Origin of the sequence: Nocardiopsis sp. JB363 (assembly GCF_900143625.1) — a bacterium.
Lineage (GTDB): Bacteria > Actinomycetota > Actinomycetes > Streptosporangiales > Streptosporangiaceae > Nocardiopsis.
Genome location: NZ_FRFF01000133.1, coordinates 107,151 through 128,777, shown reverse-complemented (window position 1 = coordinate 128,777; position 21,627 = coordinate 107,151). Strand labels below are relative to the sequence as shown.

The 21,627-nt window shown below is 69.0% G+C and carries 15 protein-coding genes; 4 read left to right on the top strand and 11 right to left on the bottom strand.

The features are described 5' to 3' along the window. Positions 1-22: 22 nt before the first annotated feature. Positions 23-802, bottom strand: coding sequence for an ErmE/ErmH/ErmO/ErmR family 23S rRNA (adenine(2058)-N(6))-methyltransferase (gene erm, locus BQ8420_RS20555; RefSeq protein WP_087100771.1), 780 nt, complete (start codon positions 800-802; stop codon positions 23-25). Positions 803-1,245: 443 nt separating this feature from the next. Here erm and BQ8420_RS20550 point away from each other — a divergent pair, with 443 nt between their 5' ends. Beyond that, entirely contained in the window at positions 1,246-1,947 is a 702-nt protein-coding gene (locus BQ8420_RS20550; RefSeq protein ID WP_087100770.1) for a class I SAM-dependent methyltransferase, read from the top strand. 13 nt (positions 1,948-1,960) lie between these two features. Here BQ8420_RS20550 and BQ8420_RS20545 read toward each other — a convergent pair whose 3' ends face one another. After that, positions 1,961-2,761, bottom strand: a complete 801-nt coding sequence (locus tag BQ8420_RS20545) for a phosphotransferase (RefSeq protein ID WP_087100769.1) — start codon at positions 2,759-2,761, stop codon at positions 1,961-1,963. Positions 2,762-2,804: 43 nt separating this feature from the next. Continuing rightward, entirely contained in the window at positions 2,805-4,100 is a 1,296-nt protein-coding gene (locus BQ8420_RS20540; protein ID WP_087100768.1) for an MFS transporter, read from the bottom strand. Between the two features lie 75 nt (positions 4,101-4,175). On the opposite strand from BQ8420_RS20540, the gene BQ8420_RS20535 reads away from it, so the two are divergent. Beyond that, positions 4,176-4,730, top strand: a complete 555-nt coding sequence (locus tag BQ8420_RS20535; RefSeq protein WP_087100819.1) for a transcriptional regulator — start codon at positions 4,176-4,178, stop codon at positions 4,728-4,730. A gap of 29 nt (positions 4,731-4,759) precedes the next feature. Here BQ8420_RS20535 and BQ8420_RS20530 read toward each other — a convergent pair whose 3' ends face one another. From BQ8420_RS20530 to BQ8420_RS20520, 3 genes are all read right to left on the bottom strand, one after another. After that, positions 4,760-5,530: a hypothetical protein gene (locus BQ8420_RS20530; protein WP_087100767.1), complete on the bottom strand. Its 771-nt coding sequence runs from the start codon at positions 5,528-5,530 to the stop codon at positions 4,760-4,762. A 101-nt stretch (positions 5,531-5,631) separates the two neighbouring features. Then, entirely contained in the window at positions 5,632-7,923 is a 2,292-nt protein-coding gene (locus BQ8420_RS20525; RefSeq protein ID WP_235006388.1) for a DUF6351 family protein, read from the bottom strand. 231 nt (positions 7,924-8,154) lie between these two features. Then, complete coding sequence (locus BQ8420_RS20520) at positions 8,155-8,685, bottom strand: pyridoxamine 5'-phosphate oxidase family protein (protein WP_087100766.1); 531 nt, start codon at positions 8,683-8,685, stop codon at positions 8,155-8,157. Positions 8,686-9,026: 341 nt separating this feature from the next. Between BQ8420_RS20520 and BQ8420_RS20515 the strand changes: the two genes are divergently transcribed. Continuing rightward, the gene (locus BQ8420_RS20515; protein WP_087100765.1) at positions 9,027-9,683 is read left to right on the top strand and encodes a response regulator transcription factor; all 657 of its coding nucleotides are present in this window, start codon (positions 9,027-9,029) and stop codon (positions 9,681-9,683) included. A gap of 136 nt (positions 9,684-9,819) precedes the next feature. Here BQ8420_RS20515 and BQ8420_RS20510 read toward each other — a convergent pair whose 3' ends face one another. The 5 genes from BQ8420_RS20510 to BQ8420_RS20490 all read right to left on the bottom strand — a co-directional run bounded on the left by BQ8420_RS20510 (position 9,820) and on the right by BQ8420_RS20490 (position 20,101). Further along, on the bottom strand, positions 9,820-11,466 hold the full coding sequence (locus BQ8420_RS20510; protein WP_200816018.1) for a transposase: 1,647 nt from the start codon (positions 11,464-11,466) through the stop codon (positions 9,820-9,822). Positions 11,467-11,706: 240 nt separating this feature from the next. After that, positions 11,707-13,464, bottom strand: a complete 1,758-nt coding sequence (locus tag BQ8420_RS20505) for a GAF domain-containing sensor histidine kinase (protein WP_087100764.1) — start codon at positions 13,462-13,464, stop codon at positions 11,707-11,709. A 264-nt stretch (positions 13,465-13,728) separates the two neighbouring features. Beyond that, positions 13,729-17,040, bottom strand: coding sequence for an NACHT domain-containing NTPase (locus BQ8420_RS20500; protein WP_087100763.1), 3,312 nt, complete (start codon positions 17,038-17,040; stop codon positions 13,729-13,731). Between the two features lie 152 nt (positions 17,041-17,192). Beyond that, positions 17,193-18,533 carry a VCBS repeat-containing protein gene (locus tag BQ8420_RS20495; protein ID WP_087100762.1) on the bottom strand — a complete coding sequence of 447 codons (1,341 nt, stop codon included), beginning with the start codon at positions 18,531-18,533 and terminating at the stop codon, positions 17,193-17,195. 209 nt (positions 18,534-18,742) lie between these two features. Next, positions 18,743-20,101, bottom strand: coding sequence for an MFS transporter (locus BQ8420_RS20490; RefSeq protein WP_200816017.1), 1,359 nt, complete (start codon positions 20,099-20,101; stop codon positions 18,743-18,745). Between the two features lie 258 nt (positions 20,102-20,359). On the opposite strand from BQ8420_RS20490, the gene BQ8420_RS20485 reads away from it, so the two are divergent. Continuing rightward, a complete protein-coding gene (locus tag BQ8420_RS20485) occupies positions 20,360-21,625 on the top strand; it encodes an NAD(P)/FAD-dependent oxidoreductase (RefSeq protein ID WP_087100761.1) in 1,266 nt (421 codons plus the stop codon). Positions 21,626-21,627: the final 2 nt, after the last annotated feature.

Below are 21,627 nucleotides of genomic sequence, written 5' to 3'. Positions count from 1 at the left end.
TATCCCCGGCCTGTCCGGGGCCTCAATCGGTCAGAACACGCGTCAACGTCATCCACTGTCCGGGCGTCACCAACCCCACCGGTGCACCGGCCGCGACCCGCGCCGCGTCCAGTGCCCGCGCCACCTTCCGCGCCGGGTACGCGCGGCGTAGGGACGCAGACAACGAACCGCCCACCCCACCGAAACCGAGTTCCACCAGACTCCGGTACTCGCCCAGGAACTCCCGGGGCAGCAACGGCTCCTCCCGGGCGCGCAGTATCAGCACACCAGAATCCACCCGCGGAACCGGCCGGAACCTGCGCCGATCGATCCGACCCGCCAGGTTCCAGGACCACTCCGGCCAGCTCCGCACCGTCACCTTGCTCCACCGCCCGTAGGCCCCGGTGCGTTTGCGGGCGTACTCCAACTGGGTGACGAGCGTGGCCGAGGTCAGGTGGCGGGCCTGCAGACACCAGCGGACGATGTCGGAGGTCCGCGAGTAGGGGATGTTGCCGACCACCACGAAGGGGGAGCCCGGCGGGCGCGAGAGGGTGAAGTCCCCGCGCACCACCCGCAGGCCGGGGGCCCGCTCCCGGTAGCGTTCGGCCAGTCGGTCGGCCAGACGCGGATCGAGTTCGTGGGCGATCACCCGCCGCGCGTCTCGGGTGAGGTGGCGGGTGAGGGCGCCGTCGCCCGGACCCACCTCCACCACCAGGTCCTCGGGCTCCACCCGCGCGATGCGCACCACCCAACGGGCGGTCGCCGGATCGGTGAGGAAGTTCTGGGACAGACGTCGACGGTCGTTGTTCCTGGCGCGTGCCATGCGTGCGTGGTCCGTTCCGCCACCGGGGTGGCCGACATGGGCGCGAACGGCACGACGGAACCCGCGCCCGGCCAGGGCGCGTCAGGAAAAGGCAGGATCCGCCGGCCGACCGCCCGGAAGAAAAGGGGTGTCGGCTGTGGCCGGACCGGCGAAGACGCGGGTGCGACGAAGGACGAACCCGGCACCGCCGACGTCGCGCCGATGAGGACGCGGAAACGGCGGTGCGCTCAGAGGAGTTCGGCTACCGGTCCGACAGGGCGGACCGGACTCGTGCGTAGGCGACCGCGGGCCAGGCCTGCGGACCCTGGAAGATCGCGTGGAATGCTGCCATGACGCTCACGGTAGAGGAGGCGCGGCGGGGCGGGCAACGCATTTTCCCTGGGGCCGCGACCCGGCGAAAAACGGGTGGTCCCCTCCGGCCCGAACACGGGATACTCACCGCCATGGCCGACTTCTCCACCTTCGACACCCGCCACTACCGCACCGTGGACGTGGCCACCGGATACGACGGCTGGTCCACCACCTACGAGGACTCCGTCCTGGACGCGATGGACCTGGACCTGCTCGACGGGCTCACCATCCCCGACTGGGGCACGGTCGACCGCGCCGCCGACCTGGGGTGCGGGACGGGCCGCACCGGGGGCTGGCTCCGAGAACGCGGGATCCCACGCGTGGACGGTGTGGACCTGAGCGCCGGAATGCTCGCGCTGGCCGAGAAACGCGGCGCCCACACCACCCTCGCCCGAGGCGACGTGCGCGCCAGTGGACTGCCCGGCGACTCCTACGACCTGACCATCGCCTCGCTCATCGACGAACACCTGCCCGAACTCGACCCGCTCTACGCCGAGGCGTGGCGGCTCACCCGACCCGGCGGACACTTCGTCCTGGTCGCCTACCACCCGCAGTTCATGATGGTCTCCGGGATGCCCACCCACTTCACCGACGCCTTCGGTGAGGACGTCGCCATCACCACGCACGTCCACCACATCGGCGACCACGTACGCGCGGCCCTGGCCGCCGGGTGGCGGTTGTCGGCTTTGGAGGAGGCCGTGGTGGACGAGGGCTGGGTGGCGGCCAAACCCAAGTGGGAGAGGTTTCGCGGGCACCCCATCTCGGCCGTCTTCGTCTGGGCCCGCACCGACTGAGAAATGAACGCCGTCAGGGTGCGGTGAGCATCCGCGCCCACAGGTCCGCGTGGCGTTCGATGTGGTCGGCGGCCGGGCCCCAATGGTCGGCGTGACCCTCGACGTGCAGCCGCGCCCAAGGCTGAGCGCCGGTTCGCGCACCCTCCTCCAACAGTTCGAACATGCCGCGCACCCGGTGCAACGCCGCCCAGGGCAGCGACGCGCGCTGTCGGGGGTCGCAGCCGTAGCCGTCGGCCAGTGCCCGCAGACGCCGGCCGTCGACGTCGGGATCACCGCCCGCGTGCAGGGGAGCGAACCCGTGCGCCGCGTAGCCCAGATCGCCCATCCGGGTGCCCGGGGCGGCGCCGTCCCAGTCGATGAAGCACCAGCGCGGCTGCGCGTCCTCTGTGTTCTGCCCGCCGACGACCAGATTCCAGGGGGCCAGGTCGTAGTGGCAGACGACCTCGCCTTCCTCCGGTGGGAAGACCGATCCCCACACGGGTTCGCCTCGCGGGCGGAAGTCGGTGGTCAGGTCGTGCAGGCGCCGGATCAGCGCGCCCACCCGCCGCAGTTCGGCCACCGGCATCGGCGGCATCCGGTCGGCCAGGGTCCCGGGCATGTACTCCAGGCACTGGGAACCCTCGGGGTGCCGCCCGTACGTGGCGGGTACTGCCGGATAGCCGTGCCGGTCCAGGTGGCGCAGGAGTTCGGTGACGGCGGGGGAGGAGGGCAGCCACGGCTTGCGCACCGTGGCGCCCACGCGCAGCACGCTCTCGGCGACGTTGCCGCCCTCCAACACCTCGACGTCGTCCGGGGCGGGTTCGGTGGAACTCATGTGCCCCATCCTGGCCGCCGGCACTCCTGCGGGTCCATCGAATTCAGCGAGCTTCTCGGGCGATGGCATCGGTCTCGGCGGCCTCGAAGCGCGCGTCGCTCAGCCGGATCAACGGCAACAACAGCAGCAACATCGACCCGCCCAGCAGCAGGTACATCGGCCTGAGCCCCATGAGGGAGGCGAGCACTCCGCCGGTGGCCGCGCCCAGCGGCATGGTGCCCCAGGCCAGCAGCCGGAAGACGCTGTTCACCCGGCCGAGAAGGTGGTCGGGGGTCAACCGCTGGCGTAGCGACACCACGATCACGTTCCAGACCATGATGGCGGCACCGCCCACGCACAGGCCCGCCGTCACCACCCACAGGTTCGTGCTCAGCCCGGGTACCCCGAGCAACAGGGCGAACCCGACCATGGAGACGCGTAGCGCCCAGGTGCGCCCGCACCACCGTTCGGCCCACTCGACCAGGAAGGACCCGATCAGGCTGCCCACGGCGGTGGAGATCAGCAGCAGGCCGAACACGGCCTCGGGCAACCCGAGGTGCGAACCGGGGCCCACCGCGTAGAGCACGAACACCGCGAAGGCCGCCTGGGTGGCGAAGTTGGACGCCCCGACCATGAGGGCGAACCGGCGCAGCAGTCGGTTGCCCCAGAGGAACCGCACCCCTTCGGCGATCTCGGCGCGCATGGTGGTGGCCGGCCCGGTCCTCTTCGCCCGGAATCGGCCCTTGACCAGTAGCAACATCCCTACGGCGACGGCCCACAGTGCCGCCGGGGTGACGAAGGCCAAGGCGACACCGACCGCCACCAGGGCGCTGCCGAGCGGTGGGCCGATGAACTCCTGCCCGGTCAGTTCCGCCGCGTACAGGCGGCCGTTGGCCCGGGACAGGCTGCTCCGAGGGACGATCTGCGGAAGGATCGACTGGGCGGAGGTGTCGTAGAGGGTCTCGGTGACCCCGATGGCGAAGGCGAACGCGTACAGCAGCCAGATCGAACCGAACCCCAGGGACAGGGAGAGCACCAGCAGCACGAGGAGGGTGGCGCGCACGACGTTGGCGCCGATCATGGCCATGCGGCGGTCGAGTCGGTCGGCCAGGGCACCGGCGGGCAGGGCGCACAGCAGCCAGGGCAGGGTCAGCGCGGTGGCCACACCGGCGATGAGCAGGGGTGAGTCGGTCAGGCGCAGGGCCACCAGAGGCAGAGCGGCCTTGAGCGCGCCGTCGGCGAGGTTGGACAACCCCGAGGAGGTCCATAGTCGCCAGTAGGAGCCGCCCAGTGGTCCGGGAGCGGTCGTGGTGATGCCGGACGGAGGGGTGGAGGGCGTGTGTCCATCGTTCTCGGCCATGGATCGACAATGACAGATCGATTGAGAAAACTCAATCGAATGGCTTTGATAGATCGATCCATTAGTGTGGGCCACATGAGTGAGTCGGAGCCGACCCCGCCCCCCGAGTCCGAGCCAAGGAAGCGCCGCCCCGCCACCGCTCAGGAGGTCAAGGCGCTCGGGCATCCCCTGCGCCTGCGTATCCTCCGCGAGTGCCGATTGCGCGAACTCACCAACAAGGAGCTCGCCGACCGCTTGGAGACCTCGCCCGGCACGGTTCTCTACCATGTCCGCCAGTTGGTGGCGGCGGGACTCCTGGCGGTCGCTCCGGTCCGCACCGGCGACGGGGGAGCCTTGGAGAAGCCCTACCGGGCCACCGACAAGACCTGGTGGTTGGACGGGCCGCTCGCGGACGAGGAACCGATCGCGCGGGCCGCGCCGGTCCAGGCCTTCCAGGACGAACTCGCCCATGCCGGCCCCGAGTCGCTGCGCACCTACGCCCGCTTCGTCCTGCACCTGAGCGAGGAGCAGCTCCAGGAACTGGATCGGCGGGTCCTGGCGGTCCTGGACGAGTACGTGGCCACCGACGACGAACGCCTCGACCAGCCCGCCTACGGTGGCATCTTCGTCCTGCACCGCCCCGCGGACTGACCGCACGGCCCTTTGCCCGGCCCCTCGCCTCAGCCGAAGAACATCTCCTTCGTCAGCTCGGCCAGGGCGATCAACGCGGCGAAGGCCGCCGTCAGCTTCACTCTGCTGTAGGGGTGTTCTCCCTCCACGCGCCCGGTGCGCCCGTTCACCACCACCGGCCACTCCCGGCCTCGCAGCCGGTAGGAGGCCGCCCACACCGGCATCAACGCCAGGGTGTGGACCGGGTCCGACAGCGTGCTCTCCACTGTCTCCACCCGCTGCTCGTCCCCGCCGATCTCCTCGGCGCAGGCCCGCTCGATGGACTCGCGCATCACTTGCTCGGCCCGCTCCCACCCGTCCTCGGCGGAGGTGTCCACCGCGGCGACCTCCACCCCTTGGACCGCGTCGGGGGTGTGGGCCACGACCTTGTCCAACAGCCAGGAGCCCAGCAGTTCGGCCCCCGCGGGCCGGGTCGCCGCGCACACCACCACGTCGCCGAAGTGGCGTTCCAACGTGCCCCGAACCCGACGCCAGGAGGTCTCCCGCGTCTGGTGCGAACCCGTCAGGTCGGGGCGCCCGTCGGTATCATGGTTGCCCCGCTCCACCCAGTAGTGCTCCCCGTGCCACCCCTCGTACCGGGAGACGGTGTCGGCCTCGAACACCCGGTAGGGGACGAACACCGGGCGCAGGTTCGCGAAGGCGCCCGAGCGCCGGATCCCACGGGGCGCGAACCACAGCCCTTCGGACCAACGGGACAGGACCGCCTCTGCGGCGGCACGGTCGATCACGAACGGGATCACGGCCTGGGGGACGTCGGACACGGCGGGCTCCGGGGGAAGGGAAGGAGGGAACCGATACGCCGACTAGGACGCGCCCGAACCCCGACCGGTTGCGCCGGCCCAGGTCACGGTCGTGATCACACTCAGAAGAACTGCCAGGGACCCTTCGGCGGCCGTTGCTCCACCCCCGGACGCGACCAGTCGCACACCCCCTCGGCGAAGACCTCCCGGGCCCGCTCGGCCTGACCGGCGTCGAAGTCCACCGGATGCTCGCTCTCTTCGAAGGGGGTGAGCCTGCACTTGACCACGTCCGAAGCGAGCGGGCCGCCCGCCACCGTCCGAGGTGAACCGTGCACGGGGAAGGCGTCCGCGCACCGGTCGCCCTGCCCGGCGGGCAGCGGCAGTTGGGGCGCGACCACACGCTCGCCCTCGATCCAACAGGAATCGGTCAGCCAGTCCGGGCGGGTGCGTTCCACCCGCTCGCCCGGGGTGGAGCGCGGGCGCACCCGCGCGTCATGGGCGGCCGCACTCACCCAGGAGTCCAATTCCACCAGGGCGCGCCCGGCGACCGTGCTCCGGGCGTCGAAGACCCCCGACCGGTAGGGCTCCACCAGCATCACGTGGTTGGCGTCGGTGCCGTTGGCCGCCGACAGCCGTTCCCGGGTGGAGAAGGAGTGGTAGCGCATGTGGATGTCGCCGCTCGGCGCGTCGTCCTGGTAGGGGCGGTGGTCCACCACGGGGATGTCGGCCAGTCCGCCGCCCCCGTGCAGCAACCGGCCGCTGTCATAGGCCGCCGCGATGGCCTCCGGGTCGCCCTCGGTACGTTCGGACACCACCCGTCCGTCCGTGTCGAGCCCGCCGATGTGCTCGTTCAGGTGCAGAAAGGCGTCCACGTCGATGTCCCCGGCCAGCAGCGCCGACAGGCCGTACTGGACACCCACGTTGTCCAACGGCCGCCGGGGCAGCCCGGTGTCGGGATCGGTCCCGTAGACGTTGACGGTGTGCGAGTACAGGTCGCAGCGCGCCCCATCGGGGTTGTCCTCGGGGTGGTAGCGCTCGGACTCGGGCAGCGCGTCGGGGCACACGCCCTGGGGATCGATCCGGGACGCGGCCTCGGCCATCGCGTCCACACCCTCGGGGCCACCGAACCCGGAGACCGCGCCCACCTGTTCGGGGGTGATTTCCTCGGGGTGCTTCTCGGCGTAGGAACGCAGCAACAGGGCGTCGGTCGCCGCCGGCGTGGTCGCGAAACCCACGTCCGGGTAGCTCTGCGAGACCAGGATCCCGTCCAGTAGCCCGGGCTGGTTGTCGGCGATCTGGTGGGCCTGGTAGGAACCCCCGGAGGAACCCCAGCCCAGGGTGTGGTCGGGGGAGCCGTAGGCGAGGGCGAAACGCTCCTTGGTGGCCGCCATGGTCTCGGCGGCGAGAAGATCGTTGCAGTTGTTGCCGAACACGTTCAACGACGCCGAGGCCACCGCGTACCCCTGGGCGAGCATGCCGTGGTCCACCACCCCGGCCGTGTGATCCCCCTGCACGTACCAACCGCCCGGGCAGCCGCCGCCGAACTTGTACACCAGACGCCGGTTCCACCCCTCGGGGGAGGTCCACGGGTCGGGTTCGGGTTCGCGGGGGTCGTGCAGCATCGCCGTCTCGTACACCGAACGGTTCACCGTCCCCGTCTCCACCCGCACGGTGTAGGGCACCTCCGCTCCGGTGGAGGTGGTCGTGGTGGCCACGTCGGACGGCAGCCGGTCCCGGTCCGGCAGCGCCTTGAACTCCTCGTCGGTGGACCGGTACACGTATCCCACCCGGGTGGTCGCCGAGCAGTCCTCGTCCAGGGCGGCGCCCAACGTCCCGCCCCAGGCCAGGGCGAAGTCCTCGGTCCGACACACGAACGGTTCCTGGTGCGGTCCGGAGAACACCGGACCGGTCATGGGGTGGGCGGTCACGGTCAGTTCCACCGCTTCGGGCGGTGCGTCACCGTCCCGCGCCGTGTCCTCCTCCGTGGCATGGACGGAGGCCACCAGGGGGTTGGCCCCCTCGGACAGGTTCGACACCGCTCCCTCCATCACCGGACCCACCCCGGGCAGGTGCACCCGACGCAGCGCCTCGGTGACGTCCTCGCCGCCCGACTCCAGCCGTATCTGGTGGGGTTGGTAGGGGCGGGGCGGTGTCACCCTGACCAGCACGGTGTCGCCCATGACGGTGTCGGGCCGCGAGGACAGCACCTCGACGTCGAGTCCCTCCCGAGGAACCTCCGAGGGGCGTGCCAAGGGCGCCGCCGAAAGGGGTGCTTCCAGCGCGGTGGCGTGCTCGGGCACCGTACTGCCCGAGACGGTGAACAGCGCCGCGACACCGGCCGCCCCCATGCCCAGGGCCGCCCTCCGCCAGGCCGGCCCCATCACGGCGGCCCCGGAGACGGTGGGTCCGCACATGTGGGGACGTTGGTGGCGGTCGCGGGACGAGGAGGAACGAACCGGTCGATGGCGCATGCCGGCATGGTCTCCGCGGCACGGCCCCGTCGAAGGGGGACGCACCGAAGCGGGAACCGGCTTTGCACTCCCATGCCGCCATCGATACCCGCAAAAGCGACGGAACGAACAAAAAGGTCGGGTGGTCGGATCCGTCCGGATCCGGCCACCCGACCCACGTACGTGTTCGGACTGTCAGGGCCGGTGGATCTCCCGGCCACTGATCCGGGCCGGGACGAGCTTCAGGACCTGATCCCGCGGACCGGCCACCCATGGCTGCGGCATACGACCCTGCGGGATGCGTCCCAGCTCCCCGTCATGACGAACCCAACGGCAACGCCCCGAACACAGCACGCTCCACCCCACCCGGTGTTCCTCGTCGAGACGGTCGACCTGGAAAGCCGTGTACCCGCGCGCGTAGCGCATGATGGTGCCGGCCAACGTCGAACGGAACACGATGGTGTCGTTGAGTAGCAAGTAGTTGACGGGCAACACCGTCGGCGCGGCGTCCCCGTCGACGGTGAAGGCCACTCGCCCGATGTCCCGTGTGGCCAACAGGTTCAGGCACGCCTGACGCTCCAGGACGGTGGACGAGCCCTGATCGTCGGTGGCCGGGTCCGGGCCCGCGAACTCCTCCGACGCCCTGCGTCGTTCCGGGGTCGGGGTCGGCCCCACCTCCGGATCCCGCCCATTCGCGGACGCGTCGGCACCGCTCGTTCCCACCATGACAAGCCCCCCGAAATCCGGTGCCTTCCCGCTACCTGTCCTCCTTATCATCTCGGGGCCGCGAACACCAGAACAGGGTCCGTGATCCCCTGAGTCACGGCGAAGGTCCCCACTTGGGCGCTGCCCACCGGGACACAGGCCCCCAGCAGGAGGGGACGTTCGCCCCCTCTCGTGGCGGTCGCCCACGGATAGGGTGGTCACACCTGGTCCGAGCTTTCGGGTCGGGGGCGAACACACGGCTCGGAACCGCCCGATGGTGCACCACAACAGGCGGCGAAAAGCCCATGACCCAAGGCGGCGCCGCCGCCTCAGGTCACCAGTGCTATGGAGGTGCGCACCTGATGGGCGGCGACAAATCGATCCGGGTGTTCCTGGTCGACGACCATGAGATCGTCCGGAGAGGCGTGGGGTCACTCCTCGACGACGAGGAGGGCATCGAGGTGGTCGGCGAGGCCGGCACCGCCGCGCAGGCCCTCGCCAGGGTGCCCGCGCTCCAACCCGACGTGGTCGTGCTCGACGTGCGACTCCCCGACGGTGACGGTGTCACCGTCTGCCGGGAGATCCGGTCGATGCTCCCCGACACCCACATGCTCATGCTCACGTCCTACTCCGACGATGAGGCCCTCTACGGGGCGGTCATGGCGGGTGCCGCCGGCTACATCCTCAAGCAGATCCACGGAACCGACCTCGTCGGCGCCGTCCGCACGGTCGCCCAGGGGCGGTCCCTGCTGGACCCGGAGTCGACCGCGCGCATGCTCAAGCGACTACGTGACGAGGCCGGCCGCAAGGACCCGCTCAGCGAGCTCACCGAACAGGAACGTCGTGTCCTGGAGCTCATCGGTGAGGGACTCACCAACCGGGAGATCGGCGCCAGGATGTACCTGGCGGAGAAGACCGTGAAGAACTACGTGTCCCGAGTCCTGGCCAAGCTCGGCATGGCCCGTCGTACCCAGGCGGCCGCCTACGCGGTGCGTCTGTCCATGACCCAGACCACCTGACCCGCACGGACCGAACCAGGAGCCGGACCACCCCGAGAAGGGGGCGGCCCGGCTCCTCCCGTTCTGCTGGGGCGTCGGGGCGTCGGGGCTTCGAGGCGTCTCTCGAAGCCGGCCGCGGAACCCGATCAACCGTTCCTCAGCAGTGTGCAGGAGTGACATCCGATGCCGCCCCTGGTCCTGCGCGCACCCCGAACGGTGTTGGATGCGCTGGTCCTCCGCGTTCTCGTTCCCCCAAGGTCGGGGTGCGCGCATCATGTGCGCGTTCCAAACCGGGGTGGCGGATTCCCTCATCCCCACGAGCTCCCGGTTCGGCCTGGACGGTCCGAGGCCCGCACCCATCACTCCGGTGGGTGCGGGGCGGTGCCGTCCGTCGCCGGATCGGGTGCCCTTGGGCGCGTCGCCCGATCGCGATGCTCGCCGCATCATGACCGGAGGTCTGACGTTTCTTGCTGGTGGTGGGTTTTTGCCAGTGCTGGGCACCCCACCTGGAGGTGTAGGCCGCATCCACGGCGATGATCGCGATACCGGTGGCATCGGCCATCGAGGTCAGCCGAGCACGCAGCCTGGCCGTGGGCATCCCGGAGATGACCTGCCGGAACCGTTTCCTACGGCCGTGCCTCTCCCGACTCTTGGAGTCGGTGAAGTCCAGGTCCTCCACCGCGATCGCTTGCACACCACAGCTTTGCGCCCAGCGCAACAGTCGGGTGAGGGCGTGGCGGACCTGGGCGTCGCGATGGGAGGCGGTGCCGGACAACGCGTAGTCGAAGCGGCGCGGGTCCCCGATGGGGTTGCCGTGGGTGTCCAGACGCCAGGCGGCCAGGTGGTCGGCGTTGGTGTCTACACCGATCACCCCTTGGGCCAGGAGGGCTCGAAGGGGGATCTGCGGTGTGGTCGGGATCTGCCATGAGGCGGTGATGTACCAGCGCCCGCGTTCCACATCATGGTGCACCCGGTAGGCCACCGCCCGATTCGCTTCCACCCGCTCGGCCCACTCCTGGCCTCGGTGGGCGAAAACGGCCGTTCCCGAGAGCCGGTACCGGCCGTGCGGGGCGTTCGCCCACCCGGCCAGCGGGGCCGGGAGTTTGATCGAGACCTCACCCTGCGGGGTGATGCGGATCGTCTCGTTCCCGAATCGTTTGCCGGACTCTCCATCGGCCTGAAGGAACCAACGGGCCGCTTGCCATCGCTCACGCCACTGAGATTGGTTCAAACCCGTGGCGTCCAGGTGGTGGCGATTGCGGGCCAAGCGCTTACCGCCACGTACCACGCGCACCACACCGGCCTCGAAGTCGGCCCGCACCGTGGCGAGCCGCTCCTGCAAGGTGGCCAGGCGCCGGGACTTGGCGTGCCACTCCTGCTTGGATCGGTAGCCGCCCGGCCTCTTCTTGGTGCCTTTGGTCCCGACCGGCAACGACAGCCGGTGGCGGAGCGTGGCGATCCCGGCTTCCACAGAGCGCAGGTGCGCCACCTGGCCACGCCGGGCCAGCGCCCACTGGTCGTGGGTGGCCTTGGTGATCGACCCCGCCCACCGGGAGGAGCACTCCGGGGTCAGGTGGCGTTTACGCTCCGCCCACGTGTGGCTGTCGTGGTCCAGGCCATCAGCACAGCGGGCCTTGAGGTCGGTGGCGGCCAGCGACCCCAAGTGTGCGCCGACCAGCCGCAGCACCTTCTCATCCTGCGAGGTCAGGTGCTTGAGGCGGGTGCGCACGGCCACACCGGTCGGCCCCGGAACCAGGTAGGGAGCCGCGATCGGTCGTAGACCCCGCTGGTCGGTGCTTGCCACTCGCTTGCCACCCCCGTCCCTGGCCATGTTCGGTTCCCGTGTTCGAATCTCACGCTAGCCACCTCCGGGGGTGGGTGTGGCACGAACCGGGAAACTCCTCCGCCCGGGGGTGGGGGTGCGCACCGCTCGGATCCGGTTCCCACACTCTTCGCGGGCGGAGTGGTTCGACGTGTTCGCTCGTGTACGTTCACGCACACTCATGTGACCGCGCACACGAACAGATGAGAACCCCCCCAGAGGCTATTCCTCACGCTGGACGGGCGCGGACCACTCCACCACCGTGCCCTCGCCGGGGCCGGAGGCCACCGCCATCGCACCGCCCAGTTCCTCGGCGCGCGAGGCCAGGTTGCGCAACCCGCTGCGCGCCACCCCCTCGGGGATGCCGCGGCCGTTGTCGGACACCCGCAACACCACCTCACCGTTGTCCACCGACAGTTCCACGTCCACCGTGGTCGCCCCCGAGTGCCGGGCCACGTTGGACAGCAGTTCCCGCAGCACCGGAATCAGATGCTCGCCCACCCGCTCGTCCACGGCGTTGTCCACCGGGCCCTGGGTGAGCAGCCTGGGCGCGAAGCCCAACGTCTCCGCGGAGGTGTTGACCAACTCCAGCACCCGCGAACGCAACCACGAGGAGTCGTCCTCACCCGAACTCTGCAGGGCGAAGATGGTCGACCGGATCTGCCGGATGGTGTCGTCCAGGTCGTCCACCGCGCCCTGCACCCGTTTGGCGGAGGTCGCGTCGTCGATCCGTCGCACCGTGCCCATCAACGTGATCGCGGTGGCGTACAGCCGCTGGATGACCGTGTCGTGCAGGTCGCGGGCGATCCGGTCCCGGTCCTCCAACACGCTCAACCGTTCCGAGTCCAGGCGTGCCTCGGCCAACTCCAGGGCGACCGCCGCCTGGTTCGCGAACGACGACAACATGTTCAACCAGCTGCCCTGGAAGTCCTCCCGGCCGCTGTCCCGAGCCAGCACGAGCACGCCCCGGGCGCCGTCGGGCGGACCGAACGGCAGCACCAGGACGGGACCGACCCCCATCCGGGTGAGGAAACCGACCCCGAGGTGCTCGAACTCGGACACGTCCGTCTGTAGCGGGGTGCCGCTCAGGTAGACCCGGCCCAGCAGGGTGTCCTCGGCCCGGGTCAGGGTCGCTCCGCGCGCCCCGGCCGCCAGGGACTCGCACTGGTCCTCGGGGCCGTCCCACACCCGCACCGTGAGGGTCTCGGGGTCCTCCCCGGGCATGGCGATCACCGCGATGTCGGACTGCGCCATCACCCGGGCCCGGCGCGCCACCAGGCGCAGCACCTCCTCGGGTGCGGCCCCGGACAGCAACCGGGTGGTGATCTGCCCGGAGGCGTCCAACCAGGTCTCACGGCTCTGGGTCTGAGCGAACAACTGGGCGTTCTCGATGGCGGTGCCCGCGGCCGTCGCCAGGGCGCGCATCAGGAGTTCGTCGTCGCCGGTGAACTCCGTGCCGTCGGCCTTGTCGGTCATGTAGAGGTTGCCGAACACCTTGTCGCGGATGCGGATCGGCACCCCCAGGAAGGTGTGCATCGGCGGGTGGCCCGCGGGGAACCCTCGCGACTCGGGGTGGTCGCTCACTTCCTTGAGCCGCAGCGGTTCGGGTTCCTTGATGAGCAGCCCGAGGATGCCTTCGCCCCTGGGCCAGTGATCGATGCAGGAGATCTCGTGGGGGTCCAGGCCCACCGGGATGAACCGACTCATGTTCCCGTCGGGTCCGATCACCCCCAGGGCCCCGTAGCGCGCGTTCACCAGTCCGGTGGCGGTCTCGGTGATCCGTAGCAGGAGGGGATCCAGTTCGAGACCCTCACCGATGGAGATGACCGCTTCCAGAAGGGTGTGGATGCGTTCCTGTTTGCGGGAGATCTCGGTCAATCGGGACCGGACCTCGTCGAGCAGGTCGTCCAGCCGAACCTGGGGCAGGGACAGCCGGTCGTGTTCGTGAGGATCGAAGTGGTCGCCGTCTGTCTCACTCATGGGGGACTCTTTCCGGCTGCTGTCCAAAGGTTCCACAACCGAGTCTATGGGCGGTCTGTACGGGTTCGACTCGGCCCCACGAACAGCGACGTGCCCCAGATCACCCCCTCTGACCAGCCACTTCCCCGAGCTGTCACTCCACCCGACACAAGTGCCGAAGGCCACCGGTAAAGGGGTCCTTGGGCCATTTTCACGGTGGACCCACCCACGTCTCTTCTCCGCCGGACTTCACCCGCTCGGCGCTCCGTCGACAGGCGGCCGGCACTACCGAGACGGTTTTGGTCTCTTCCGCTGAAAACTTCTGAACAATGCGGTTGGACGTTCGTGAATCACTCGAGATCCGGGTCCGAGTGCTTTGGCCCCGATGACGTTCCGGCGTCCGAATGCGCTGATTTCGATGGTGAGGCCGGTCGCCCCGGCTAGGTCGGTCAGGTCCACGTCCCCTGACCCAGTTGCTCGCAGTGTTCGCAGGCGCGGCATGTCCCGAAGCCACGCGGGTGGTCGCATGATCGCCTTACCATGCAGCAACTCCAGGAGACGTACCCCTGATAGTGACGTGAGTACCTTCCTCGATGCCGGGGTGGTCGCCAAGGCTTCGCTCAGTTTAAGAACCTCGAGTAATGGAAGTTCCCTCAGCGAAGACAGGTCCAGTTTCGGGTTCACCTCTCCGTAGTAGAAGAAATCGGTCAGTGATCCGCTCTGGCTGACTAGCCCTTCGATGTTGTTGAGCTCAGGGCAGCCCAGCAGCTGGACCCCTCCCATCGAGTCCGGAGCAGTGGACAAATAGTCCAGGCCGGAAAGCGTTGTTTCATGGTGGATCGAGAACTCATTCAGAGGCTCCACCGGAAGGAGGTCTCGGAGTGACTCTTGTGGGAGTCCGTAACCGAACCCGAGTTTCTTCAGGTCCGTCATTTCACTGAGAAGCCCCAGGTCAGAGATGGGGTCGGGGTGTGAGAGGTGGAGCTGCTCGAGAGGACTTTCCGTGAGGGGCGCGATACCAGAGCTAGAAGTCTGGCCGAGGCAACTCAGGATACGTAGCGAGGGCATTCCTCGTAGTGGATCCAGATCGATCTCCCAACGCTCGTCGGACGACCCCGGCCACAGGATGAGTGAGACCAACTGGGGTAGTTTCGATAACGTCTCGATGGAGTCGTTCCCGTGGCCCTTCAAGACGAATTGCTCGATCGCTCCGATATGGGGTGCGACCAGGTTGAGGTGTTCGGCCCGGATGGGGAAGACGTACGGGTAGGTGGTGAGGGTGTCGGCCAAGAGCACTTCGGCGAGCTCCGATGAGGGATCGCGTTCCCAGGCCTCTCGTGCAGCGTAGAATACGTCTCTGCTTCGGAACGGCAGAGCCTGTTCGATGACGGAATACGAGCTGGGCCCGCCGATGCGGGACGCCGCTTTGATCGACTTGGCCGCCTCGCGTGCGTTGGTCGGTGGGGTACGGGCCAGGAGTGGCAGGGCGGCTTCTCCCACCAGATTCAGCGTGTGGACGTGTTCCTTGGTTCTCGGCGGGAGGATGCTCTGAACCCGCTCGGTCACCTCCGAGTGGAGCCGCTCGGCGAGTTGGTGTGAGGTCTCCAAGCAGGCGAACGCCACCAGCAGCAATCGGTCGTGGTGCTTCTTGACCTGGTCCGCGCGTTCCAAAAGCCCGGTGACCAGTTCCTCGCGTTGGGCCGGGGTGGCGTGGCCTGCGGCCATGACCACGACCTCGTGCCACTGGTCATCGTGGGCGTGCTTGACCAGCAGGGGGAGACTGTCCTCCTCCACCAGGGCCTTGGCCGCCAGGTATTCCTCGAAGGTGCGGTGCAGGAAGCTCACCCGGTCGACGGTCGGGCACTGGAGCAGTCCGCTGCGCACCCTCAGGTGGGTGAAGACCTCCTCCGACCCTTCCTCGATGTGGTGCATCCCGGCCAAGAGCCTGCCGACCTGGCGCTTGACGGTGGTGATCGGGGCGTCCGAACTGCCGTTGAGGATCAGCCACTTGGCCAGCTCCTGCAACAGTAGGACCAACTCCCGACGAGAGAGATCCACGCCCGGCACTCCACGTTGGTGGTCGCGCTCCTTGAGCAGCATGGCCAGCGCCGCCTCGTACACCTCCATCCGATCCCGTGGCAGGGACGTGTGCCGATCCCGGTGCAGCGCGCACAGCAAGGCGCACAACAGCGGTGTCGAGGCGATCGAGCGCAAATGGCGTTGGCCCAGCACCTTCCGAGTGAGTTCGGCTTCGTGCCGGGTCAGCACTTCGCGTTCGTTCTCTTCGGTGACTTCACCGCGTACCGCTTCGTGCCAATGGTGGATGAAGGCCCGTACGTCCTCCTCGCCGAGTGGTTGGAGCTCGGTGGCGGTGAATCCCTCCGTGTCCAACCAGGATTCCGAGGCCGCCCCGGGCCTCGTGGTGACCACGTAACGGCAGTCGGGGAAGTCGGTGAGGAGCCCACTCAGCCAGCGGCGGGCGGCCTCACGCCGGCTCTGTGGAAGTTCGTCCACCCCGTCCAGCAGAACGATGCCCCGGCCCTCGGACATCACCTTGGTGGCCCAACCGGCAGGGGCCTGATCGGCCAGGTGCCGGCCGGTGTGTCGGACGAAGTCGGCGGGCTCGGGTAGCTCGCGCTCCACGTATTCGCGCAGCGGAACCAGGAAGGGCACCGACCCGGTCCAGGAGGACATCGTCTCGGGGAAGTCCCCCTGTCCGGCCCGCACACCCACCCAACGGAGCAGGGTGGTCTTGCCCGAACCCGCCGGCCCGCGCAGAAAGGTGCGCCGGTGCAGGGCGAGGACCTGCTCCACTCGCAGATCACCGGTCGGGTAGGGAGAGTCATGATTGAAGAGGTCGAGGTTCCTCTCCCGCCACTCACCGGACACCCGCAGGCTCAGGTACGCCGTGCTCAGCGGATACCTTCTCGTTCCCGCCTCGGTGCCGAACAGCTCCAGCACGTCCCACCGCTCCGCCGCCTTGCGGCGGTAGGCGGTCAGGAACGCCGCGTCCGCGTCACGCTCGCGCCCGGCGAGTTCCTCCTGCCTCGGTACCCGGTCCAGGAGTTCCTCGACCTTGCCCAAGAGCAGCGTCTCCCGCCGCAGCAACTCCGTGAACGCGCCCGTCTGGAACCGTGGCAGCGCCGACAGGGTCGCCATCACGTACGCGCACGCTTCCGGCAGTACCCGGTCGTACAGGGCCACCGCCGCCTGGCTCAGGTCCCGGGTCGCCCGTGGCGCCTTGGCGCGCAGGTACCGCTCCAGGTACAGCGGATCCAGGTCCTGCTCGAACAGGGTGCGGTCGGTCAGCCCGGCCTTGTCGAAGGTGTCGGCCACGGCGAGCACCGCCGCCTCGCGTTCGTTCTCGGCCAGCCCACGGAACTCGTGATCGAGGTAGCCGAGCACCCGTTCGGCGACGCTCTCCTCGATCTCGTCGAAGCGGCGCTTGAGCCTGCGCTGCTCTCGGCTTCCGGTGACCTTCTCTTGTACGAGGTCGGCCACGGTGGTCGCGGCGCTCTCGGCGAGCGGGTTGCCGATCCAGATTCCACAGGCGGCCTTGACGACCGCCACACCCAGTTTCAGTGCGGCTTCGAACACGAACGCTCCGGAAAGGGGAGGGGACAGGGGGTCCCTCCAGATTAGAGCGGGAGGGGCCGGTTCGGTGGGTTTTCCACAGCCCGAACCGGCCCGGATTCTCGGGGTCCGTGGGCCCCCGTGCCCGCAGACCCCGAAAGCCCCTACAGGGGCTCCTAGAACCCCTCGGTGGTGAAGACCGTGTCCGGTTCGTCGGCGAATCCGTCGGGCCCGCCCAGGAACACGGCGTACTCGTCGTCGGACATGCGGTACATGGACTGTTCGGCGGTGCTCAGTACCAGGTCGGCGTGCCCGTCACCGTCGTAGTCGGCCAGCGAGTGGTGGCGCAGGTTGCCCAGGTCGGAGGAGGGCACCTGCACGGTGACCCCGCCCTCGCCGGTCGGTCCCTCGGCTCCGCCCAGGAGCAGGGTGGCCTCGGAGTGGCCGAAGAACGGTCCGGTCATGGCGACAACGTCATCGATACCGTCGCCGTCGACATCGCCCACCAACAGGCCGTTGCCGAACCCGTCGCCGTCCTCGGCCTCGCCGGGAACACCCGCGCTGTCACGGTCCACGCGCACCGGGTCGGCGTCCAGGTAACCCTCGCCGGAGAGGTAGGTGTCCACGTATCCGGGATGCAGTTCGTCGTCGTGGCCGGGCTCGTTGTTGGGGATCCCGCTCACCCCGACGAGCAGGTCGGTCGCGCCGTCGCCGTCGACGTCGGCGGGCACGTGTTCGTGTCCGGGCGCGGTGTCGCCCACGATCTCCTGGGCGGGGCCGTCCTGGCCCGAACGCAGCACGATGTGGCGTACGGGCGACTCGTCGGAACCGCGGACCAGCAACAGGTCCTCGTAGGCGTCGCCGTCGGCGTCGAAGGACCTGATCGTCGCGTCGTTCGCGTCCTCCGGCAGCGGAAACTCTTCGGAGGCGACGGGGGTGCCGTCACGGTCGAAGGGGCCGTGGTGGAAGGTGCTCTCCCATTCATCGGTGGGGGTGCCCATGAGGCCGTCCAGGACCGCGACGTCGGTGTCGCCGTCACCGTTCATGTCGCCGACGGCCAGGGAGATGGCGCCCATACCCCAGGGCTGGTCCACCGAGAGCCAGGGCAGCGGGACGGCGGGACCGACGGGGCCCTCCGGACTGCCCCACACGAGGTATCCGCCGTCCTGGGCGTCGACGATGAGGTCGGTGTGACCGTCGCCGTCCAGGTCACCGGTGTCCATGACCAGCAGGTATTCCTGTTCCCCGGACAGCTCCAGGTCGGACCGGGACAGGACCACGGAGCGTTCGGCGTCGAGTCCGCCCTCGCCGCCGAAGAGCGCCCCGACGTACGGTTCGCCCTCGACCTCACCACCCAGGTACCCATGGACGGGCAGCAGGGGGAGTCCGTCCACGGGGGTTTCGCCTTCTCCCCGGGCGGGGGCGGCGTCGGACAGGTCGGTGGTGGCGTTTCCACAACCGGCCGCGGCGATCAGGGTGAGGGCCAAGAGCGGTGGGAGGGTGAACCGTTGCTTCATGGAGGGGTCTTTCGATGGAGTGAATGCTCGTGTGGGTTCGACGCTCGGGCATCGAAATCCGTTGACGGACCCCTACTTATGGGTGCAGGTTTCCTACGGAACCGGGTGTCGAAAGGCGGGACGGTCCCGTTCGGACGTACGAAGAAGCGGGCCGGGCGGCGATGCCGTCCGACCCGCTTCGGGTGCGAGGAATGGGGGCCTTCCCAGCGCTACCGGGTGACCTTCGCGGAGATCTCGTCCAGGTCGGCGTCACTGGTCTCCCGGCTGACCAGTAGGGCGCCCAGGGTGATGCACCCGACCAGGATCAGGTAACCGCCGACCCAGGCCAGACCGAAGGTGCCGGCCAACCAGGTCGCGATGTAGGGCGCGAAGGAGGCGCCCAGCAGGCTGGCCAGGTTGTAGGCGGCCGAGGCGCCGGTGTAGCGGACCCTGGTCGGGAACAGCTCGGGCAGGACCGCGGCCATGGGGCCGAAGGTCAGCCCCATCAGCGACAGGCCGATGATCAGGAAGGCCATCACGCCCAAGGTGCTGCCGCTGCCCAGCAGCGGGCCCATGGCGAAGCCGAACACGATGATGGCGATGGTGACCGTGACCAGGGTGGGCTTGCGACCGAACCGGTCGGCGAGCAGACCCGAGATCGGGGTGAAGATCCCGAAGAACACCACACCGATGAGCAGGAACACCAGGAACTGCGAACGCTCGTAGCCCAGACCGGTGACCGGGTCGGTGCCGAAGCCCAGCGAGAACACCGTCATCAGGTAGAACAACACGTAGGTCGCCAGCATGATCAGGGTGCCGATGACCACGGCCGGCCAGTTGTTGCGGAACAGCTCGACGATGGGGGTCTTGACGCGCTCACCGGAGGCGACGATCTTGGCGAAGGCCGGGGTCTCGTGCAGGGTCAGGCGCACCCACAGGCCGATGACGATCAGCACGATGGAGATCAGGAAGGGGATTCGCCAGCCGTAGGCCAGGAACGCCTCGTCGCTCATGGTCTGGCTCAGGATGAGGAAGACCCCGTTGGCCAGGAAGAACCCGATCGGCGCGCCCAACTGTGGGAACGTGCCGTAGAAGCCGCGCTTGCCGGCGGGGGCGTTCTCGGTGGCCAACAGTGCCGCGCCGCCCCACTCGCCGCCCAGCCCCAGCCCCTGACCGAACCGGCACAGCGCCAGCAACAGGGGCGCGGCCACGCCGATCTGCGCGTAGGTGGGCAGCACACCGATCGCCACGGTGGCGATGCCCATGGTCAGCAGGGACGCCACGAGGGTGGTCTTGCGGCCGACGCGGTCGCCGAAGTGGCCGAAGACCCAGGAGCCGATGGGGCGGGCCACGAAGGCGATGGCGAAGGTCGCCAGCGACTGTAGGCGGGCCGCCATCATGTCGCCCTCGGGGAAGAACAGGTAGGGAAAGACCAGGACCGCGGCGGTCGCGTAGACGTAGAAGTCGTAGAACTCGATGGACGTGCCCACGAGGCTCGCCGTGAGGACCTTCCGCTTCGGGTTGGTCGGAGGTTGCGTCGGTTCGGCTTGTGGCCGTGGCGACGGGTTCTCTTTGGAGACGTCCGTCATGAGGACTTCTTTCCAGGTCAGTGCGGGTGGATGGCTGGATATTAGTCCCCGTGGACACTATGTGGGACATTTGTCTCGCCATGTGGACACTTGGGGGTGGGTGCCCGCTTTGGTCTACACGTCCTGAACGCGACAAACCCTGCCATGCCGGGCTTTTCGCGTCGTGAGTGACTCGAACCACTGGGAATGATGTCACGCCGGCGGGCGCCCGTCTCGTCATGTGGAGGAAAACCAGCTCTTCGATTCGGGGAGGACCCCATGGCTCACGAACTCCTGGTGCTCGGCGCCGGTTACGCCGGACTCGCGGCCGCCGGACGTGCCGCCCACCACGCCCGCACACGCTCCCTCGACCTGCGCGTCACCCTGGTCAACGCTGCCCCCGACTTCGTCGAACGGGTCCGCCTGCACCAGGTCGCCGCCGGACAGGACGTGGGGACACACCCGCTCACCGAGCCCCTCCACGACACCGAGGTCGACCTGATCCTCGGCAGGGTCGAGAGCCTGGATCCCCGAGCGCGTACCGTCGACGTCCACACCGAAGAAGGTCCGCGCGCGCTTCGCTACGACACCCTCGTCTACGCCCTGGGCAGCGACGCCGCGCCCGCACCCGTGCCCGGGGTGGCCGAGTACACCCACGACACCGCCTCGCTCACCGCCGCACGGCGTTTGGCCGACCACGTCCGCCGGAATCCGCCGCGCACCCTGGCCGTGGTCGGCGGCGGCCTGACCGGTGTGGAGGTGGCCACCGAATTCGCCGAGAACCACCCCGACCTTCGGGTCGAACTCATCACCCGCGGCCGGGTCGGCACCGGGGTCGGTGACCGTGGCCGCGCCCACCTGCACAGGGTCCTGAACCGTCTCGGAGTGACCGTGCGCGAACACACCGGGGTGACCGAGGTGGACGCCGCCGGGCTGAGCCTGGACGGTGGCGGGCGCGTGGACGCCGACGTGGTGGTGTGGAACGCCGGGTTCGGCGTCTTGGGCCCCCTGGCGACGGCCGGACCGACCGTCGACGACAGCGGACGCGCCCTGGTCGACGCGGACCAACGCTCGGTGTCCCACCCGGAGATCCTCGTGGTGGGCGACGCCGCCCACGCCCGGGCGGTCGACGGTCGGCAACTGCGGATGTCCTGCGCGATGGGTCTGCCCATGGGATGGAGCGCCGCCGACACGGTCGCCGACTCCCTCGGAGGAAGGCCCTCCGCCTCGGGTGCCGGTTCCCGGGCGCGTTCGGCGGATCCACGCCCTACCGACCACGGGCCCGGCTTCGGCTACCTGTTCCAGTGTGTGAGCCTGGGCCGACGCGACGGACTGATCCAGTTCGTGCGCGGCGACGACACTCCCACGCGCTTCGTGCTCACCGGACGCCTGGCCGCCCTGTACAAGGAGTTCATCGTCGCCGGCGCCTACGATGGACTGCGCGGCGGACAGACACAACCGAACCTGTACCTGAGGCTGGTGCGCTGGTCGGGGCGCCGTTTCCTACGCCGTGTCCCCGCCGAGTCCGCGGCCCTGCCCGCCTGAGG

What these genes read in the sequence shown, in the direction of transcription:
- BQ8420_RS20545 (WP_087100769.1), bottom strand. Translation starts at nt 2,761, where the DNA reads ATGAGTTCCACCGAACCCGCCCCGGACGACGTCGAGGTGTTGGAGGGC.
- BQ8420_RS20520 (WP_087100766.1), bottom strand. Translation starts at nt 8,685, where the DNA reads ATGGTGGGAACGAGCGGTGCCGACGCGTCCGCGAATGGGCGGGATCCG.
- BQ8420_RS20505 (WP_087100764.1), bottom strand. Translation starts at nt 13,464, where the DNA reads ATGAGTGAGACAGACGGCGACCACTTCGATCCTCACGAACACGACCGG.
- BQ8420_RS20540 (WP_087100768.1), bottom strand. Translation starts at nt 4,100, where the DNA reads ATGGCCGAGAACGATGGACACACGCCCTCCACCCCTCCGTCCGGCATC.
- BQ8420_RS20515 (WP_087100765.1), top strand. Translation starts at nt 9,027, where the DNA reads ATGGGCGGCGACAAATCGATCCGGGTGTTCCTGGTCGACGACCATGAG.
- BQ8420_RS20535 (WP_087100819.1), top strand. Translation starts at nt 4,176, where the DNA reads ATGAGTGAGTCGGAGCCGACCCCGCCCCCCGAGTCCGAGCCAAGGAAG.
- BQ8420_RS20490 (WP_200816017.1), bottom strand. Translation starts at nt 20,101, where the DNA reads ATGACGGACGTCTCCAAAGAGAACCCGTCGCCACGGCCACAAGCCGAA.
- BQ8420_RS20525 (WP_235006388.1), bottom strand. Translation starts at nt 7,923, where the DNA reads ATGTGCGGACCCACCGTCTCCGGGGCCGCCGTGATGGGGCCGGCCTGG.
- BQ8420_RS20550 (WP_087100770.1), top strand. Translation starts at nt 1,246, where the DNA reads ATGGCCGACTTCTCCACCTTCGACACCCGCCACTACCGCACCGTGGAC.
- BQ8420_RS20485 (WP_087100761.1), top strand. Translation starts at nt 20,360, where the DNA reads ATGGCTCACGAACTCCTGGTGCTCGGCGCCGGTTACGCCGGACTCGCG.
- erm (WP_087100771.1), bottom strand. Translation starts at nt 802, where the DNA reads ATGGCACGCGCCAGGAACAACGACCGTCGACGTCTGTCCCAGAACTTC.
- BQ8420_RS20495 (WP_087100762.1), bottom strand. Translation starts at nt 18,533, where the DNA reads ATGAAGCAACGGTTCACCCTCCCACCGCTCTTGGCCCTCACCCTGATC.